The sequence below is a fragment of the Aeromonas sp. FDAARGOS 1418 genome, assembly GCF_019048585.1.
In the GTDB taxonomy this organism is placed as follows: Bacteria; Pseudomonadota; Gammaproteobacteria; order Enterobacterales; family Aeromonadaceae; genus Aeromonas; species Aeromonas caviae.
In genome coordinates, this window is record NZ_CP077387.1 from 4,343,047 (window position 1) to 4,361,837 (window position 18,791).

Annotated in this window: 12 protein-coding genes and 1 riboswitch; of the genes, 8 read left to right on the plus strand and 4 right to left on the minus strand. The window is 62.3% G+C overall.

Annotation, left to right across the window (positions count from 1 at the left end; translation table 11 throughout):
• Positions 1 to 10 precede the first annotated feature (10 nt).
• The 3 genes from I6L48_RS20295 to I6L48_RS20305 all read right to left on the minus strand — a co-directional run bounded on the left by I6L48_RS20295 (position 11) and on the right by I6L48_RS20305 (position 3,982).
• The gene (locus I6L48_RS20295; protein ID WP_216987650.1) at positions 11 to 1,828 is read right to left on the minus strand and encodes an extracellular solute-binding protein; all 1,818 of its coding nucleotides are present in this window, start codon (positions 1,826 to 1,828) and stop codon (positions 11 to 13) included.
• 82 nt (positions 1,829 to 1,910) lie between these two features.
• Positions 1,911 to 2,954, minus strand: coding sequence for an ABC transporter permease (locus I6L48_RS20300; RefSeq protein ID WP_041212459.1), 1,044 nt, complete (start codon positions 2,952 to 2,954; stop codon positions 1,911 to 1,913).
• A gap of 2 nt (positions 2,955 to 2,956) precedes the next feature.
• A complete protein-coding gene (locus tag I6L48_RS20305; protein WP_010675471.1) occupies positions 2,957 to 3,982 on the minus strand; it encodes an ABC transporter permease subunit in 1,026 nt (341 codons plus the stop codon).
• A 739-nt stretch (positions 3,983 to 4,721) separates the two neighbouring features.
• Here I6L48_RS20305 and I6L48_RS20310 point away from each other — a divergent pair.
• The 7 genes from I6L48_RS20310 to I6L48_RS20340 all read left to right on the plus strand — a co-directional run bounded on the left by I6L48_RS20310 (position 4,722) and on the right by I6L48_RS20340 (position 12,476).
• The gene (locus tag I6L48_RS20310) at positions 4,722 to 7,328 is read left to right on the plus strand and encodes a TonB-dependent siderophore receptor (RefSeq protein ID WP_113068901.1); all 2,607 of its coding nucleotides are present in this window, start codon (positions 4,722 to 4,724) and stop codon (positions 7,326 to 7,328) included.
• 102 nt (positions 7,329 to 7,430) lie between these two features.
• Positions 7,431 to 8,195, plus strand: a complete 765-nt coding sequence (locus I6L48_RS20315) for a DUF3450 domain-containing protein (protein ID WP_010675473.1) — start codon at positions 7,431 to 7,433, stop codon at positions 8,193 to 8,195.
• A complete protein-coding gene (locus I6L48_RS20320; protein WP_216987651.1) occupies positions 8,192 to 9,565 on the plus strand; it encodes a MotA/TolQ/ExbB proton channel family protein in 1,374 nt (457 codons plus the stop codon). Before I6L48_RS20315 ends, I6L48_RS20320 begins: the two co-directional genes overlap by 4 nt.
• Before the next feature lie 10 nt (positions 9,566 to 9,575).
• A complete protein-coding gene (locus I6L48_RS20325) occupies positions 9,576 to 10,103 on the plus strand; it encodes a MotA/TolQ/ExbB proton channel family protein (RefSeq protein WP_010675475.1) in 528 nt (175 codons plus the stop codon).
• Between the two features lie 66 nt (positions 10,104 to 10,169).
• Positions 10,170 to 10,577 carry a biopolymer transporter ExbD gene (locus tag I6L48_RS20330; RefSeq protein WP_010675476.1) on the plus strand — a complete coding sequence of 136 codons (408 nt, stop codon included), beginning with the start codon at positions 10,170 to 10,172 and terminating at the stop codon, positions 10,575 to 10,577.
• 16 nt (positions 10,578 to 10,593) lie between these two features.
• On the plus strand, positions 10,594 to 11,229 hold the full coding sequence (locus I6L48_RS20335) for an energy transducer TonB (RefSeq protein ID WP_010675477.1): 636 nt from the start codon (positions 10,594 to 10,596) through the stop codon (positions 11,227 to 11,229).
• An 11-nt stretch (positions 11,230 to 11,240) separates the two neighbouring features.
• A complete protein-coding gene (locus I6L48_RS20340) occupies positions 11,241 to 12,476 on the plus strand; it encodes a lipopolysaccharide assembly protein LapB (RefSeq protein WP_113068903.1) in 1,236 nt (411 codons plus the stop codon).
• A 286-nt stretch (positions 12,477 to 12,762) separates the two neighbouring features.
• Here I6L48_RS20340 and I6L48_RS20345 read toward each other — a convergent pair whose 3' ends face one another.
• On the minus strand, positions 12,763 to 15,768 hold the full coding sequence (locus tag I6L48_RS20345) for a glycosyl hydrolase family 18 protein (protein ID WP_216988092.1): 3,006 nt from the start codon (positions 15,766 to 15,768) through the stop codon (positions 12,763 to 12,765).
• 145 nt (positions 15,769 to 15,913) lie between these two features.
• Positions 15,914 to 15,997, minus strand: a riboswitch (cyclic di-GMP riboswitch).
• Positions 15,998 to 16,290: 293 nt separating this feature from the next.
• Here I6L48_RS20345 and I6L48_RS20350 point away from each other — a divergent pair.
• Entirely contained in the window at positions 16,291 to 18,432 is a 2,142-nt protein-coding gene (locus tag I6L48_RS20350; RefSeq protein WP_180898650.1) for an ExeM/NucH family extracellular endonuclease, read from the plus strand.
• Positions 18,433 to 18,791: the final 359 nt, after the last annotated feature.

The window sequence follows — 18,791 nt, forward strand, 5'->3', positions numbered from 1 at the left end:
CTGGGCCACATCAATGATGTGCATAGGTCTTGTCGATCAGGGTGATGGGGGCCAGCGCCTTGCCGTCAGCCTTGGCCTTCTGGGTCTCCTCCTTCACCTTGGGATCGATCCAGAGCAGGCCGCCACTGCTGTGGGGGTAGCCATCCATGGGCCAGTAGAGCAGATCCGGGGTGTTGCGGGTGGCGGGCACCTCCGGCAGCATCACATAGCGCCAGCTGCTGGCTCGCACGTAGTTGAGCTGAACGCCGGGCACGAAGATGGCGAGATCATAGATCCGCTGCTGGATCTGGTGGGAAAGCGCGGCCCGCTTGTCCATGTCGAACTCGACGTTGTAGGCGTCGATCAGGCTGTCGAGCTCTTTGTCAGCCACGTTGAACAGGTTGTTGGTCTGGGGCTTGTTGGCGTTGTCGGAGTGGAAAGACTCCCAGTATTGCGGATAGAGACCACCGCCCCCCCAACCAAGCCAGGCCGCCTCGTGTTTCTTCTCCAGCATCACCTTGAAGCCGGTGGCGCCATCCACCAGATTGAGCTCCAGATCCAGGCCCGCCTTCTTGGCCTCTTCCTTGAGCACGGTCAGCCGCTTGGAGTGCTCCTGGCTGGTGTAGGTGAGGGCCAGGGTGAGCCGCTCTCCCTTGTCGTTTTGCAGGATGCCGTCCGGTCCCTGCTTGCCGTAACCGCCCTTGGCGAAATACTCCCGTGCCTTGGCGATGTCGTAGGCCCGCTCAGGGAGCGCGATGTCGGTGAAGGCCCCGAAGCCAGAGCCGAAGGTGGTAGCGCGGTCATAATCGCCGTGCAGCACCGTCTCTATCATCTTGTCGATGTTGAAGGCGTGCTGAATGCCGAGCCGAACGTTGAGATCCGCCAGCTTGGGATTGGCCACGTTGAGGTGAACCCCCTGCCCCCCCTGCTTGGTGTCGGTCATGGCCATCACCTTCTGCACGTATCCCTGCTTGTACTCCGGGGTGACCGCTTTCTCATGCCACCAGTTGGGCAGGATCATCTCGAAGGTGTCCAACTCCCCCTTGAGGAAGTGGCGGAACGCGATGTTGTGGTCGCGGATCACCTGCACCTTGATGGTGTCGAGGTTGAACCTGTGCTGGTTGTAGCGATCGTCTTTTGCCCACCACTCCTTCTGCTTGCTGAAGGTGACGGACTTGCCCTTCTTCACGTCGCTCATCACGTAGGGGCCCGTGGTGGGTACCACGGCCCAGTTGTACTGCTTCACCCAGTTCGGGCCCATCTTGTAGTAGTGCTTGGGCTGGGGCCACAGTTCGGTGGTGTTGAGGAGATCGAGCTTGGCCTTGCGGCTGCCCGCTTTGACCAGGATGGTGTGGTCGTCAATCTTCTCCACCGCCACCACCTCGGTGGTGTAGTAGTTGTTGAACCAGGGGCCCTTGATGTCCTTGGAGCGCATCATCTCGTAGCCGAAGGTGTAGTCATCGGCGGTGACCGGCTTGCCGTCGGACCACTTGGCGCGCGGGTCGAGTTTGAAATAGACGGTCTGGCTGTCCGGCGCGATGGCCCAGGCATTCGCCAGGGCCGGAATGGGGTTGCCCGTGTTGGGATGGAAGCTGATGAGCCTCATCTGGTTGTCGAGGATGAAGGAACGGAACGAGCCGTTGGAATCCGGCCCCACTGTGCGAAACGTCAGCGGGAAGCTGTCGACGAAGAGATTGAGGTTGCCGCCGGGCAGCGCCTTGGGAGAGGCGAACACGGGGTCGGTGTCGTTGGTCTCCCACGTCAGATCCGCGGGCAGGCTGGCCGCCCACACCCAGGATCCGTTCAACAGCAGAAAGAGAGCACCTGTCCATTTGATTTTATTGTTCATGTTTGACTTCCTGGTCATGCCCCTGCACTGGGGGCGTCTTCATTAAGGGTCCTGTCGATGTGCCCTGGCAAGGCGCCACCGCTCACTGATAACGGGTAAATTTGCGCGGATCGAACGCCTCCCGGATGGCCTCTCCGATGAAGGAGACCATGATGAGCACCAGGCTCACCGCCGCCACCACCGAACTCACGATCCAGATAGCGTCGAGGTTGTTGATCCCCTGGGAGAGCAGCTCCCCCCAGCTCGGGGTCGGCGGCGCCAGGCCAAAGCCCAGGTAGTCCAGCGCCGTCAGGGTGGAGATGTTGCCCACCACGGCAAACGGGGCCAGGGTGACGATCATCATCAGGGTATTGGGCAGAATGTGGTTGAAGATGATGCGCCGGGTGCTCGCCCCCTGGGCCCGCGCCGCCATCACGTAGTCCCGCGCCCGCTCCTTGTAGGTGAGGGTGCGCATGTACCAGGTGATCCCCATCCAGCCGAACAGCACGTTGATGCCGACGAACAGGCCGAAGTTCGGCTTGGCCAGGGAGACCAGGATCATGATGACGTAGAGGAAGGGCACCTGGGACCAGATCTCGATGAAACGCTGCATCAGGAGATCGAATCGACCGCCGAGGAACCCCATCATGCAGCCGATGCTGACCCCGATGACATAGCTCGCCACCAGCGCGATGAAGGCAAATCCGATGGCGATGCGAAAGCCGTAGACCAGCCGTGCCAATACGTCGCGACCGCTGGTGTCGGTGCCGAGGAAGTGGCGCTCCGCCAGGCTCGGAGCATAGGGCGGGTAGGCTTCCTCCTTGAAGTCCTGTTCATAGGGGTTCCAGGGGACCAGGGGCAGCAACACCCAATCCCCCTTATCTTCCTTCGCAAATTGGCTCTTGAGCTGGCGGTAGTTGGTCTCGTACTCGTAGTCGAGCCCGAAGTGCTGGCCCGGGATAACATCCCCATAGGTGGGGAAATAGAGCTCCCCCTGATAACTCACCGCCAGGGCCCGGCTGTTGACCAGCAGTTCCGCCAGCAAAGAGATGACCACCAGGACCGAAAAGATGACAAAAGAGTAGTAGCCGCGCTTTATCGACTTGAAGCGCTTGAGTTTTTTCAGAGTTACCGGATTCAGGTTCATGCTCACTCTCCAAACCGCACGCGGGGATCGACCAGGGCAACGCAGATGTCGGAGACAATGTTGCCCACCAGCATCAGCATGGAGGTGATGGCCAGAATACCCATGACGGTGGGGTAATCCCGCTCGACAATGGCCTCGTAACCGAGCAGGCCGATGCCGTCGATGTTGAAGATGGTCTCGATGAGGAAGGAGCCCCCGAAGAAGACGGTGAGCACCGACCCTAAGTGACTCGCGATGGGGATCAGGCTGTTGCGCATGGCGTGATCGGTCACCGCCTTGCGAAACGGCAGCCCCTTGGCCACGGCGGTGCGCACATAATCCGCCGACAGGTTCTCCATCAGGCTGTTCTTCATGGTCATGGTGAGGATGGCGAAATCCCCGATGGCGTAGGCGATGAGGGGCAGCAGGGCGTGGGCGAAGACGGTGCGGATCTGATCCCAGCTGCTCTCCATCCCGTCAAACTCGTCCCCCGGGAAGCCCCCCATGGGCAACCACTCCAGATGGAACGCAAAGACGGTGATGAGGAAGATCCCCACCACGTAGGCGGGTAGCGCATAGGCCATGTAGATGAGCATGGAGCTCAGGGAATCGAAGCGGCTGTTGTGTCTGAGCGCCTTGGCCACCCCGAGCGGGATGGAGACGGCATAACTCAGCAGAAAGGTGGCGAGCCCGAAGAAGGCGGTCACCGGCAACCTCTCCTTGATGAGATCCCACACCGGCTCGTAATAACGGGTCGACTCCCCGAGATCCAGCACCGCCAGCTTCTGCAACCAGTCCCAGTAGGCCACCAGCATGGGCTTGTCGAGGCCGTAGAACGCCTTGAGCTCTTCAATCTGTTCGTCGGAGAGTGCCTGCGCCCCCTTGCTGCCACTGGAGCGGCCTGACTCGTTCTGCGAGACCTGCGCCTGCAGCAGCATGCGCTCGACCGGGCCGCCCGGCACGAAGCGGGTGATGGTGAAGACGAGCAGGGTGATACCGAGAAACGTCGGGATGATCAAAAGCATCCGACGTAGGAAATACGACAGCATGGTGGAACCTCGTCCTTGTTGTTCTTTTATGGCCAGTCACATCCGGTGACGGGCCTATCCTTACCTGGCATTACTCACTGAATTGACTGGCATTGGCAGACAATCCGGCTCGGTCACTGTAAAAGCTCTGCAACAAAAATCAAGTAGAACCCTGTCTGCGACCAGGAATGTCCCCCCGCAGCATATCCCGCGGATGATTTTTTCCAAAAAACCCAACTTCAATATAAAAAACTGCTACGCCTACCCGTCCAACTCGATTTTAATTATTAAAAAATTAATTACACAGGTGTTTTAATCCATATCAAACAGAATGAAATCAACAAGTTAAGGATAAGCCGGGTTATTTTCTCATTTACCTATAAAAGAAGAGGGATAGCCTCCCCCACCCTCCGTTCCCCGGAAAACGCTCTCGCCATAAAAGCAGATGAAAATACTGCAAAAAACCGTTTTCTCGATATCGGCACCGGTGTGACAAGCGACTTATCGATAAGTTCAAAAATAATCAATAAAATTGTAAAAATCGAACTTAACAACATCTTTACATAAGTTGACACGGCATTTACGGAATAAAACGCCAAAAATATTCCATCAAGTGCATATTCCCATCTAATTCCCTCTGCTGCCCCCATCCCCGCCGCTCCATTTGACGTCCATCACCAAACCTTGATAAGCCTTACGCACCGCTCCAACGAGGGCGGTAATGGAAGCAAACAATAAACAATCAGGAAGGATACTAGCGATGCTTAGGAAAAGCAGACTCTCTGCTGCCGTAGCGTTTGCCTTGGCGAGCGCGGCAGTTGTGGCCACCCCTGTCCTGGCCGAAGAGGGCCAGAACGTAGAAAAACTGCAAAAAATCAAGGTCACCGGCTCCCGGATCTCCCGGGTCGATGTGGAAGGCGCCACCCCGGTCGTCTCCGTGACCAAGGCGAAAATCGAGCAATCCGGTCAGCAGACCGTCGCCGATTACCTCAAGCAAGCCTCCTACAACTCCTTTGGCGGCGTCTCCCCAGCCTCCGGCAGCTCCTTCCAGTCCCAATCCACCGTCGGCCTGCGCGGCCTGGGTTCCGAGCGTACACTGGTTCTGCTGAACGGCAAGCGGGTAGCGGGTTCCCCCACCATGGGCGGCACCTCCATCAACCTCAACACCATCCCCATGGCCGCCGTTGAGCGGGTCGAGGTCAACCTGGACGGCGGCTCCGCCATCTACGGTTCCGACGCCATCGGTGGCGTGATCAACGTGGTGCTCAAAGAGGGCTACGAAGGGCTGGACTTCCAGGGCCGCATCGGCTCCCCGAGCGAAGAGGGCGGCGACGAGAAGAGCGGCTCCATCGTGGCAGGGGTGGCCGGCGAGAAGGGCTCCCTGATGGCGGTCTACGAGCACGACAAGAAGGACGTCATCTACGCCCGGGATCGTGACTATCTCTCCAAACAGGGCAACGACTCCCCCAGCCCCTACGGCCGCAACGTGGAAGGGATCACGGGTCTTGACGGCAACGGCGACCCCATCTGGAAATACGGCCCCCTGGCCGGCGCCACCAATGCCGACGGCTCATGCAAGGAGCCCTTCGTCGGGTTCGAGGGCGGCTGTAACTTCAACTACGGCCAGGTCGCGGCCACCACGGCCTCCCGCAGCCGTGACACCCTGTACGTGAACGGTCGCTACCACATCAACGACAACGTGGACTTCGTGCCGCAGATCATCGGCTCCCGAGTCGAGAGTTTTGGCCGCTTCGCCCCGGCCGCCGGTGCCTTCACCATTGACCCGGCCAACCCGAAGAACGCCCAGTTCTTCGCCGACAACGGCCTGGATGCCGCCGCCACCCAGGGTCTGGGTGAGGCTGCCTACGCCTACTACCGCTTCAGCAACGTCGGCCCCCGTGACAACTATGTCACCGACACCACCGGCAGCATGAACCTCGGCTTCGAAGGCACCATCGCCACCGAAAGCGTCGGCGACATGCAGTGGAACGCCGGCTACATGTACTCCAAGACCGACAACAAGGAGAACGGCACCGGTTACGTGCTGAAGTCCGCCGCCCAGCAGGCGGTCGCAGACGGCAAGTTCGTCGGTGGCGAGTTCGACGCCTCCACCACGGCCTCCATGGCCGCCGACACCAGCCGCCGCTCCACCATGGACTTCTACCAGTGGTACGCCGGTGTCCAGTGGGACATGGGTGAACTGCCGGCCGGTCCGGTCAGCTGGTACGCCGGTGCCGAGTACAACGACTGGGTCTATGCCGACAAGTACGACGCCCAGTCCGAAGCCGGCAACATCATCGGCTCCTCCGGCAACTCCTCCGGTGGCGTGCGTGACGTGACTGCCGCCTACATCGAGTCCCTGGTGCCCATCACCGAGCAGATCGAGCTGAACGTGGCCGGTCGCTTCGACAAGTACAGCGACTTCGGCAGCGCCTTCTCCCCCAAGGCGAGCCTGCGTTACCAGCCGCTGGACAACCTGATGCTGCGCACCTCCTGGTCCCGTTCGTTCCGCGCCCCCAGCCTGAGCGATCTCTACTCGGCTGACTCCTTCTCTGCCGACTGGGCGAAGGATTACGTCTACTGCGAGGCCAACGGCATCTCCGCGGCTGACTGCCCGAACCGCCAGTACGACACCACCCGTACCTCCAACGAGGATCTAAAGGAAGAGACCGCGGACACCTGGAACTTCGGGGTGGCCTACAGCCCGGTGGATGACCTGAACCTCTCCCTGGACTACTACACCATCAAGATCGAGGACGTGATCCAGCTGAACTCCCTGCAGTCTCTCATCTATGACGAACTGAACAGCGGCAGCTCCAGCAGCATCACCCGCAACAGCCAGGGCAAGATCAGCAACGCCATCGCACCCATGGTCAACCTGGGAACCCTCGAGACCTCCGGCCTCGACCTGAAGGTGGATTACACCTACGACCTGAACTACGCCACCGTGCGTTATGACCTGGGCGGTACCTACATCCTGAAATACAAGGAAGGTCTGTACGCCGGTGGTCCCATCATCGACAAGATCGGCCAGAACGGTCTGCCCCAGATGCGCTTCAGCTCCGGTGTGGGCGTCAACGTTCCCCAATGGTGGAACATGGATACCTACCTGAGCGCGAACTACATCGACTCCCAGAGCCAGGATTACATCGCCGATACCGGTGAGGAAGTGGGCCACATCGCGTCCCAGACCACCTGGAACCTGAACGTCGGCGTGGAAGCGCCCTGGAACGGCAAGATCCAGGTCGGCGTGAAGAACATGTTCAACGTGGGCCCGTCCCTCGAGAGCGATGGCTTCACCTATGACGACGAGCTCTACAGCATCGACGGTCGCATCTACTACCTCGACTACAGCCAGAAGTTCTAATCCACCAGCAAACCACAAGCCGGCCCGTTCGGGCCGGCTTTGCCCAAGGTCCCAAGGAAGTTACGGAGATAGGGTAATCCTATGAAAACAAGGACAATTACAATGAAGAAAGCGCTCCTCGGCAGCCTGATTTCGGCTGCCTTGCTGACCAGCTTCAATCTGAGTGCCGCCACCGCCGGTCAGGCCGTGGACGCTCAAGCCGCCACCGACAATGCATCCAAAGTTTCCCAACAGAAGATCGACAGCTACGCCGAGTCTGCCGAGTCTGCCCTGGCCCAGTACAAGGCCGCCCTGCGCCAGGTGGACAGCCTGCGCGCCTACAACGAGCAAGTGGGCAAGATGGTCGACTCCCAGAGCGCCGAACTCGCCTCCATGCAAAAGCAGATCGCCCAGATCGACCAGACCAGCACCGAAGTGGTGCCCTTGATGCTCAAGATGATCGACTCCCTCGAGCAGTTCGTCTCCCTGGACCTGCCGTTCCAGAAGGTGGAGCGTGAGGACCGCGTGGCGGCCCTGACCGATCTCATGAACCGGGCCGACGTCACCATCTCCGAGAAGTACCGCAAGATCCTCGAGGCCTACCAGATCGAGGAGGGCTTCAGTCGCACCATCGAAGCCTACAAGGCGAGCCTGGACAAGGATGGGGACGAGAAGACCTACGAGTTCCTGCGCGTCGGCCGCATCGCCCTGCTCTACCAGTCCCCGGATGGCAACGAGACCGGCATGTGGAACAAGAAGACCCGCCAGTGGGAAGTACTGCCCCAGGAGTATCGCAGTGCGGTTGAACAAGGCCTTCGCATCGCGAAGAAGCAGGCGCCCCCCGCCCTCATCAAGCTGCCGGTTCAAACTGCGGAGAAAGCATCATGAAAGGAATCAAACTTGCCATCGCCTCGCTGATCGCGGGCGCCACCCTGATCACCCTGCCGGTGACCGCCGCCGAGAAGCCGGTGGATCTCAACGCCCTGCTCAATCAGGTCAAGGCCGCCAGCACCAGCGAATCCCAGCTCAACAAGGAGCGGGAAGCCCGCTTCCTGGCTGACAAGAACGAACAAGGGGCCCTGCTCGCCAAGGCCAAGGCGGATCTCGCCGCCGAAGTCGCCAGGGGCGAAAAGCTCAAGGCTACCTTCGATGCCAACGACAAGCAGCTCACCGAGCTGACCGAAACCCTGCGCCAGCGCTCCGGCAACATGGGCGAGATGTTTGGCGTGCTGCGCCAGTTCGCCGGTGAATTCAAGGGGATCTTCAATGCCTCCGCCCGCCGGGTCGAACATCCCGAGCAGACTGCCCTGCTGACTCGCCTGGCCGAGAGCAAGGAGCTGCCCTCCAGCGATGACCTGACCGCCTTCTGGACCACCACCCTCAGCCGCATGGTCGACGGTGGCAAGGTGAGCCAGATCCCGGCCACCGTGGTCTATGGCGAGGGCAACCAGGCCCAGAAGACCGTCACCCAGATCGGTGAGTTCAACACCGTCTCCGAAGGCAAGTACCTCACCTTCGTGCCGGAGACCGGCAAGTTCGAGCAACTCTCCCGCCAGCCCGAGAACGCGGTGCTGGAACCGGTCGCCAAGTTTGAACAAGGTGGCGGCAGCGTCGAACCCATCTTCATCGACCCGTCCCGTGGCGTGATCCTCTCCCTGCTGGTGCAGTCGCCGACCCTCAAGGAGCGCATCGATCAGGGTGGCTCCGTGGGCTACGTGATCCTGGCGCTGGGTGTCATCGGTACCCTGCTGGCCCTGTTCTGCGGTGCCCGCCTCTCCCTCATCGGCGGCGCCATGCGCAAGCAGCTGAAATCCGAGCAGATCATCAAGGGCAACCCCATCGGCGAGATGCTGGGAGCCTACCAGGATCACCGGGGTGACAACATCGAGGATCTGGAATCCAAGCTCGACGAGATCATCCTGCGCAACGTGCCCAAGCTGGAGAAGGGCATCAGCCTCATCAAGCTGATCGCCTCCGTCGCCCCGCTGCTGGGCCTGCTGGGTACCGTGGTCGGGATGATTGCCACCTTCCAGGCCATCACCCTGTTCGGTACCGGCGATCCCAAGCTGATGGCGGGGGGTATCTCCGAGGCCCTGGTCACCACCATGCAGGGTCTGGTCGTGGCCGTGCCCATGCTGTTCCTCTACACCATCGTGCAGACCCAGAGCCGCCGTCTGATCCAGGTACTGGAAGAGCAGAGCGCCGGTTTCGTTGCCCGTTATCAGGAACGTCTGCACGCCGCCAAAGCCGCAGCCTAAGGAGTCACCCATGTGGTTCTGGTTGATTGAAGAAGTCGAGTCGGTCCGCCGGTTTCTGGGATTGGGGGGCGACGTACTGGTCGCCCTGTTCTTCCTGACCCTGATGATGTGGGCCCTGCTGCTGGAGCGCTGGTTCTACTTCATGGCGGTCTATCCCCAGCAGGTGAAACAGACCAAGACGGCCTGGCTGGCCCGCACCGATCACCTCTCCTGGTCCGCCAGGCAGATCCGCCGCGAGCTGGTCTCCCGGGTCGCCATGGCGGTGGACAAGGGGATGCCGGTCATCAAGGTGCTGATCGCCCTCTGTCCGCTGATGGGGCTGCTCGGGACCGTGGTAGGCATGGTGCAGGTGTTCGATACCCTGGCCATCACCGGCACCGGCTCCCCCAGGGCGATGGCCTCGGGGATCTCCAAGGCGACGGTACCGACCATGGCGGGCATGATTGCCGCCCTTTCCGGCCTGTTTTTTGTCAGCCGGCTCGATCACAAGGCCAAGCTGGCCGTGCAAAAGCTGGAAGACAACCTGAAACACGGCTGATGCAGGATGCACATCCCCGGCCGGGCCATGCCCGCCGGGGCACAGAACAAGCAAGGAGTTTTTGCCATGAGAAAACGTCACAGCGACAGCGGTGCTGACGAGGCGGCCATCGATTTGACCCCCATGCTGGACATCGTGTTCATCATGCTGATCTTCTTCATCGTCACCACCTCGTTCGTCAAGGAGTCCGGCGTGGAGATCAACCGCCCGAGCGCCAGCACGGCCGAGACGGTGAAGAAGGGGAACATCATGGTCGCGGTCCGCGAGAACGGCCAGGTCTGGGTCGACAAGCGCATCGTCGAAGTGGGCGCGGTGCGTGCCAACATCGAGCGGCTGCGGGCGGAGAACCCGGAGAGCGCCGTGGTGATCCAGGCCGACAGCGAATCCCGTTCCGGTCTGGTGGTGCAGGTCATGGACCAGATCCGCATGGCCGGTGTCCAGAACATCTCCATCGCCGCCGACAAGAGCAGCTGATGCCGGAGCGAATGCCATGAGATACCTGATATCGTTAGCGGTCTCCTGCGTGGTGGTGTTCTTCCTGTTTCTGGGAATGAACAAGCTCATCACACCGGATCACCGGGAGCTGACGGAGCGGGAGGACGTCACCATGACCGACTTCATCCGCCTCAAGCCTCAGGAGACCTTGCAAGAGAAACAACGGGAACTGCCCAAACCGCCGCCCCCGAAACGCCCGCCCCCCCCGCCCGAGATGGAAGTGGCGAGCACGGACAGGCCTAAGATGGACAGCTCCCCCATGGACATGCCCAAACTCGACATCCCGGTCAACATCGGTGGCGGCAACGCCCTGGGTGCCTACAGCACCGGCGGCGGTGGCGGCGGCATGGGTGGCAACAACGGCGCCATCCCGATGGCGACCTTCGAGCCCATGATGCCCCGCAAGGCGGCCCTGGCCGGTCTTGCGTCCGGCAAGGTACTGGTGGAGTTCACCGTCACCGAGCGCGGTACCGTGAGCAACATCCGCATCGTCAAGGAAGAGCCCCGCAGCTATGACCTCGGCAAGGCGGCGCGCCAGACCATCGCCAAGTGGACCTTCAAGCCGGCCATGGTGGACGGCAAGCCGCAGGCCAGTCGCATGCAGCAAGAGATCGAGTTTGCGACCAACTAAGGAGGGTGGCGATGAAAAAGTTACATACCCTGATCCTCGCCCCGGTGGCCATGGCGGTGCTGCTCAGCACCGCCACCTGGGCCGCCGAACAACCCGCCCTGTCTGACCGCGCCTACCGCGCGGTCAACAAGGCCCAGGCGTTGATCACCGAGAAGAAATACGGCGAGGCCAATGCCAAGCTGCAGGAGGCGCTGTCCGGCGCCGGCGAGCGGGTCTACGACAAGGGGGTCATTTTGCAGACCCTGGGCTTCGTGGCGGCGCAGCAGGAGAAGTACGGTCAGGCGACCAAGTACTTCGCCGACGCCATCGCCACCGGCGGCCTGCCGCCCCCGGTGGCCCAGCAGGTGCGCTACAACCTGGCCCAGCTCTACATGGCGGAGGGGAACTTCAAGGGTTCCATCAACACCATGAAGGAGTGGTTCGCAAACCTCGGCAAGGACGAGAAGCCGACCCCGCACGCCTACATCACCCTGGCCAACGCCCATGTGCAGCTCAAGCAGTACCGGGAAGCCATTCCGGCAGTGGACAACGCGATCAAGCTCTCCGCGGGCAAGGCGCCGGAGTCCTGGTACCTGCTGAAGATGGCGGCCCACTACGAGCTGAAACAGTACAAGCCGGCCACCGAGGTGCTGACCGCCCTGGTGGACCGCTACCCGGAGAAGAAGAAGTACTGGACCCAGCTCTCGGCCATGCACATGCAGGCGGGCAACGATGCCAAGGCCCTGGCGGCACTGGAAGGGGCCTACAACCTCGGCATGCTGACCGAGGCCAACGAGTTGCAGCGGCTCGCCAACTACCTCGCCTTCGCCGGCATTCCCCACCGCGCCGCCCGCGTGATGGAGAAGGCCATGAAGGAGGGGCAGATCGAGAGCTCCGCGGCCAACTACAAGACCCTGGCCAACTACTGGCATCAGGCCAAGGAGCTGGACCCGGCCATCGACACCCTGGCCAAGTCCTACAAGCTGGCCCCCAATGCAGAGCTGCAGCTCAAGATGGCGCGCATGATGATCCAGAGCAAGCGCTACCAGGATCTGGTGGCCTTCGCAGCCAAGCCTGCCGCCAACGCCAGCGGCGAGCAGCGGGCGGACCTGAAGTTCCTGACCGGGGTCGCCTATTTTGAGCAGCAAAAGCCCAAGGAGGCGCTCTCCGCCTTCACTCAGGCCGCCCAGAATGGCAATGTCAGTGGTCGCGCTTCCCCCTGGATCAGCTTCTTGAAAGAGCAGCAGGGCGGCGCCGTCACCCAATAAAGCTGCGCGGCCCGGCTGGCGGGGCGGGGATCTCCCCGACTCGGCATCCGGGCCGCGACACATCGACAAGGGGGTCACCCCGCAGATTGCCTTGGTGGCAATTGGCCGCTCTTCGGAGCGGTCTTTTTTATGGCACCGCCCCTGCCCTTTTCCCCCTCCTTCTCCTGATGCAAGGCACAAAAAAATCCGGAGCCTGGGCTCCGGATTGGGTCGTTGCGTTGGGAGGGGGCAACCCCTTCAACAGGTCATCAGTCACTGCATGCCAGCGTCCAGCAGCCGGGACAACTCAGTAGCTGCACACCAGCTTCCAGCTGCCATCGCCCGCCTTGGGCTCGCTGCTGGTCCACCAGTTGGCCTGCCACACCGCCTTGCCGTTGGTCATGCGGTCGTTGCCATTGGCGTGATCCCCGCGCGGCCAAGTCGGATAGGCATTGTAGTCCGCCGGGTTGACGTTCTGGCTGGCACAGGTGGTGCCACCGCTGCCGCCGTCACCACCGCCACTGCTGCCCAGCACCGCCTCGGCCAGGGCCGGGAAGTCGGACTTCAGGCCTATGGTCTGGCTGCCGGCAATCAGGCGCATGCCGCTCGGCACGCCGGCGGCCGGCAGGTAGTAGGTCATGGCCACTTCCACGTCGGTGCCCGGCGTCCAGGCTTTCCAGGCCGGCAGCGTCAGAGCCACCTTGTGGAAGTCCTTCTCATTGGCGATGCCGTCGGAGTTCTGGTTGCCGCCGCTCTCCACCACTTTCAGCCCCATGCCGCTCTGGTCGGTGATGGTGTCTGAGGTGGAGGTGGGCATCAGGAACTCGATGCGGGTGCCGCCCGGAATGGTCTGGGTCGACTTGTTGGTGAGCTTCAGGGTCGGGTTGATCGGGTAGTTGGAGTCCCCTTCCTTGAAGCCGGAGAGGCTCACGCCGATGTCGAGCTGGGCGGCCGGAGCCGGCAGATCATTCTGCTTCAGGGCCGCCTTGTCGGCCTTGCTGAACTTCTCATACGCCAGGCTGGTGAGGGTGCTGCCCATCACGTACTCGTTCTTCGCGGCGTCGAAGTCATAGTCCCCCGCCATCTCCCAGAACATGACGCCCCCCAGGCCCCACTTGACGATGTAGTCGAGCTTGTGACCCATGGACTCTTCATCTTCGGTGGAGAGGAACACCTTCTTCTGCTCGTTCCAGAGCCAGGGCGCATGGGCCTTGTCGTCGTAGTAACGCACATACTGGCCTTGCATCACGTGGGCCGGGTTGTTGGGATCCAGACCCCAGGCCTGGCCGTAGCTCGGCAGGGTGGTGATGCCGAGGCTGGCCGCGTGCTCCAGGTTCTTGGCATGCCACATGGGCACGGCGCCGCCGCCAATCTCCTTGCCGTTCTTGTCAAGGTCATGCCAGATGTTGTCGATGCCGACCGCCCCGTTGCCGCAGGGGACAGTGCTGCCCCCCGTACCCGGCTGACAATCGCTCTGGCTCGGCAGCGCCGCCTTGCCCCCCAGGCCATGGGTGCCACCGGTGACCCCCTGCCAGCCGCGGGTGTAGTAAGGCACCCCTATGTTGATCTTGCCCGCCGCCATGGCACCCCGGAAGTAGTGGGCCGCCCAGGCGGAGTTGAGATAGCCGATGCCGCCAAACTGGGCCTGGGTGTAGACACCCCACTGGGACAACTCGGGATCCGCCTTGTTGTCGAACAGGGCGGCGTTGTGACCGACGAAGTGGTTCCAGGCACCGTGGAAGTCATAGGTCATCAGGTTGACGTAGTCGAGGTACTGGGTGACCTGGAAGTTCTCCATGCCGCGCAGCAGGTAGGCCGAGGCCGGCGAGGCGATGGTCAGCATGTACTTGCGACCGTCCTCGGTGCCGGCGCTGTCGAGCTTGTTGCGCAGGGTCTTCATCAGCACTTCATAGTTCGCAAAGAGCTTGCCGCGACACTGGTTGGAGAGCGGGAAATCGTTGGGGTTGCCCGCATCCTTCATGGAGGTGGGGTACTCGTAGTCGATATCCACCCCATCGAAGCCGTACTGGCGGATGAAGCCCACGGCCGAGTCGGCAAAGGCGTTGATGCCGGCGGTGTTGACCGAGCAGTCGCCCTTGGTGGTGGCGGCGTAGAAGCCGCGGGTATCGGCCCAGCCCCCGACGGAGATGAGGGTCTTCACGTCCGGGTACTGCTTCTTGTACTTGGACAGCAGGTTGAAGTGACCCTGATAGGCGAACTCGGGATCCATCTCGGCGCCCGGCACCCCGTTCCAGGTCAGCTTGGTGGCGGCGTCATCCACCTTGATGGTGTGACTCTGCTCGTCCACCGCCGCGAAGGCGTAGTTGATGTGGGTGATCTTGTCCCAGGGAATGTCGCTCACCAGGTAGGCGGGCAAGCCGTTCTTGCCGGTGCGCCAGGAGGTGAAATACCCGATGACGCGGCGGCCGTGGTCATCCCCCATGCACTCGCTGCCGTCGGCGCGGTAGATCTGGCGCACGTCGCAGGAGAGGTTGCCGCCGGTAGGGGGCAGGGCCGCCTCTTCCACCTGCACGTCCACCTGGGCCGACTCGCCAGAGAGGTTGGTCTTGTCGGTCGCCACCAGCTTGAGGCCGGTCAGCCCCTTGTTCTGGGGCGTCCAGCTCAGCTGCCAGGGGGCGCTGGTGTCCTCGCCCACCTTCTGGCCATTCACGAAGAGCTCGACCTTGGCGACGTCGTCATTGGCGTCGGTGACATTGCCGCTCACGGTGAGGGCGCGGCCCAGGGTCACCCTGGCACCGGCGGCGGGGCTTGCGATGCTCACCCTGGGCGCCTCTGGCGCCACCACGGCGGCGACCTTGAAGCTCGAATCCGCCTCGCTCAGCACCTTGCCGTCTTTATCCAGCGCCCGGGCCTTGAGGGCGTGATTGCCCGCACCGGCGGCAGACCAGCTGGCACTCCAGGGAGAAGCCGTGGCGGTGGCGACCAGGGTGCCGTCGATGAGGTATTCCACCCGGGCGAGCGCCGTGACCGGGCCGCTCAACGTCACCGCCAGGGCCACACTGGCCCCCTCGCTGACGCTGGCACCCACGGCGGGGGAGCCGATGGCGACGACCAGGGCCGGTGGCGGCACCTCGCCACCATACAGCTTCCAGGCATCGGCCCAGACGGTGCCGACCCCGGGGGCATAGTGGTAGGGGGACGCGCCGCACCAGCCGGAGTAAGGGAATTCCTTGCATTCATAGAGGGCGCCTGCGTTGCTGACGATGTCGCCAGCCTTGTAGGCAGTGCCGGCCTGATAGGCGGGGTAAGCGGCCTGCGCCCAGGCAGGGACGGCCGCAAGGGCGACCAGCATGGCAAGCCTGCTGGGCCTCAAGATCTGTTGCATATTGTTATCTTCCTTGTTTTGTCTTGGCTTCAATACCGGGAAAAGCGCAATCGCAACAGGGAACAAGGGAGCGACAACAGGCCATGGACGGGCCACAAACCCTCAAGTCACCCTGGGTAACCCCGCTGTCTGGCCCGGATGGGACAGATCGGAGGCTTTGCGTCCCGGCATCACTGCCGGTTTGCCCTTTGCCTGGGTTCCGTGAGGAACGGCTCGAGTATAGGAAGCAAGTGACCACTGCTCAATCTTTATTCTCGAAGGAAAATATGTGAATGCTGGCCGCCTCACACTTTTCGCTCCCACCTGATGACAAATAGATCATCAATATCAAACTGTTAGCCACGTCAAAAAATGGCAGATGGGCTCCTTTGTCTCCTCATAATGTGCGTTGGTTCACTGGTCAGAGCTGCCAGAAATGTGACAATGCGCGCCCTTGGCCACGATGCCAAGGCTATGGAAACACTGGCAAAAATAAAAAAAGGAATACCCATGAAAGGAACACCTACCCTGCTGTCGCTGGCCGTGGGGCTCGCGCTCGCGTCCCCCTCTCTCTACGCCGCCGGCTTCAGTTGCCCGGCCGACAGTGCCCTCACCCCCATCCCCGCCATCCAGGGCAGCGGCGACAAGAGCCCCCTCGTCCCGGACGATCAGTTCGAAAGCGCCCAGAGCGTCTCGGTCAAGGCGGTGGTCTCGGGTCTGGGGGAAAGCCTCAACAAGGGCTTCTACCTGCTGGATGTGCAGGGGGACGGCAACCCCGAGACGTCGGACGGCATTTTCGTCTACCTCAACGACAAGAACTTCGCCAGCAAGTACCCGGACATCCAGCCGGGCGCCCTGGTCTGTCTGGAGGCCAAGGTCGAGGAGTATTACGGCCACACCCAGCTCAAGCCCCTGTTTGACGGCAGCACGCCGCGCCTGACAACCCTGGCCCAGGGCGCCGCCCCGGCCGCCACGGCGCTGCGGGTACTGGAGGGGGAAACCCTGGCCCGAGCCCTGGAGCGTCACGAAGGGATGCGGGTACGCCTTGACGCCGACAGCGCCCTCAAGATAAGCCGCAACTTCAGCTACGACTATGCCGCCCGGCGCAACAACCTGGTGCTCGCTCACGGCGCCCCGCTGATGAAGCCGACCCAGCTCCATGTGGCGAGCAGCCCCGAGGCCGTCGCGCTGGCCGAGGCCAACGCCAGCAACCGCGTCTTCCTCGAGTCGGACGTCAAGGCGGGGGACGGCAAGCTCCCCTGGCTGCCCGCCTGGGAGCCGGAGCAGGGTTACCTGCGCATCGGCGATGCCCCGGTCAATCTGGAGGCCATGGTCGGCTACAGCTACAACGAGTACCGCCTGATCGTGCCCCGGGATCAGACCATCACCTCGGGGGATCTGCTGCGCACCGGCGACAACGACCGCCAGAGCGCCCCGGCCCGCCTGGATGGCACTGACCTGCGCATCGGCAGCTTCAACGTGCTCAACTACTTCACCAGCCACTCCAGCGTGGGGGGTGCCCTCAACGTGCTCTGCGCGGATCAGGCGGATGCAGACAGCGCCAAGGGCTGCAACCGCGGCGCCAAGAGCCTGGAGGAGTTCCAGTTGCAGCGCGCCAAGATCGTCAACGCCATCACCGAGATGGACGCCGACCTGCTCGGCCTGATGGAGATGGAGAACAACGGCTTTGACGAGCACGCCGCCCTCCACGATCTGGTGGAGAGCCTCAACGCCAGACAGAAGGAGGCGAGCAAGCACTACGCCTTCGTCACCCTGCCCAAGGCCCTGCTCACGGAGGATCGCTTCTTTGGCGGCGACGCCATCATGGTGGCCATGATCTACCGCCCCGCCCTGCTCACCCCGAGCGGGGATGCCGACGTCATCCCCCTGCCCCAGCAGCGCTACACCACGGGCGGCGTCACCAAGAGCGCCGGTCAGCGGGACTCCCTGGTCCAGCGCTTCACCGTGGCGGGCAGCGACGCCCCCCTGACCCTGGTGGTCAACCACCTCAAGTCCAAGGGGTCGGGCTGCTATGAGAACGGGGATGGCAAGACGGAGCCTGCGGATCTGCAGGGCAAGTGCACCGAGTTTCGGGTGAGCGCCGCCAAGGTGCTGGGGGAGGCAGTGAGCAAGATGCCGGGCCAGGTGCTGCTGGTGGGGGACTTCAACTCCTACGCCAAGGAGGATCCCATCCGGGTGCTGACCGACTATGCGCCGGTCGCGGGGGAGCGCCAGATCCGCTCCGCCTCCCACACCTACATTGGCGACAAGCCCTATGAGCAGATGGGCCAGACGGTGGCCAAGGGTTACGGCCTGGTGGATCTGAACGTCAAGTTCAACCAGGAGAAGGCCATCTCCTACAGCTACGAGGCCGAGCTCGGCACCCTGGACTACGCCCTCGCCAACCCGGCGCTGGCTGACAAGGTGGTGGCGGTGGCCGACTGGCACATCAACTCCTTCGAGAGCAACCTGTTCGAATATGGCAGCGCCTACACCGGCGATCTCATCAAGTCGGACAACCCCTTCAGCGCCTCGGACCACGACCCCGTCATCGTCGACCTCAAGCTCAAAGAAGCGAGCAAGGGGGGTGGCGGCGCCATGGGCGCCCTGCTGCTGGCCCTGTTGCCGCTCGCCTGGCGGCGTCGTCGCTAAGACGCGGCATCTTCGATGCCAGGTGCAAAGCCCGCGATGATCGCGGGCTTTTTTTGTGCCATGGCCATTTGAAAAACAAATGCAAAGGGCCACATCATGGGATTAATAAATGCCCTGTTGCCCCACCCGCCCCTTTCCCGGGGGGCTGGCACCCTGTCGACGGGGAAACCCGGTGCTGACACCAGGGGCCGGATAGCGTATCCCGCAGGCTGCCGAACGAGCCAACCGCCACGCGGCAGAGGATGGCATCGCGCAGCCCGCGCCATGGCCATGGCGGCATCGGCGCCAATCCCCACCCTCACCCCCGTCAGCGGCGGCCAGGGCCGCTGATGCCCTCGCGGCCAGGGTGAAGCGCCATC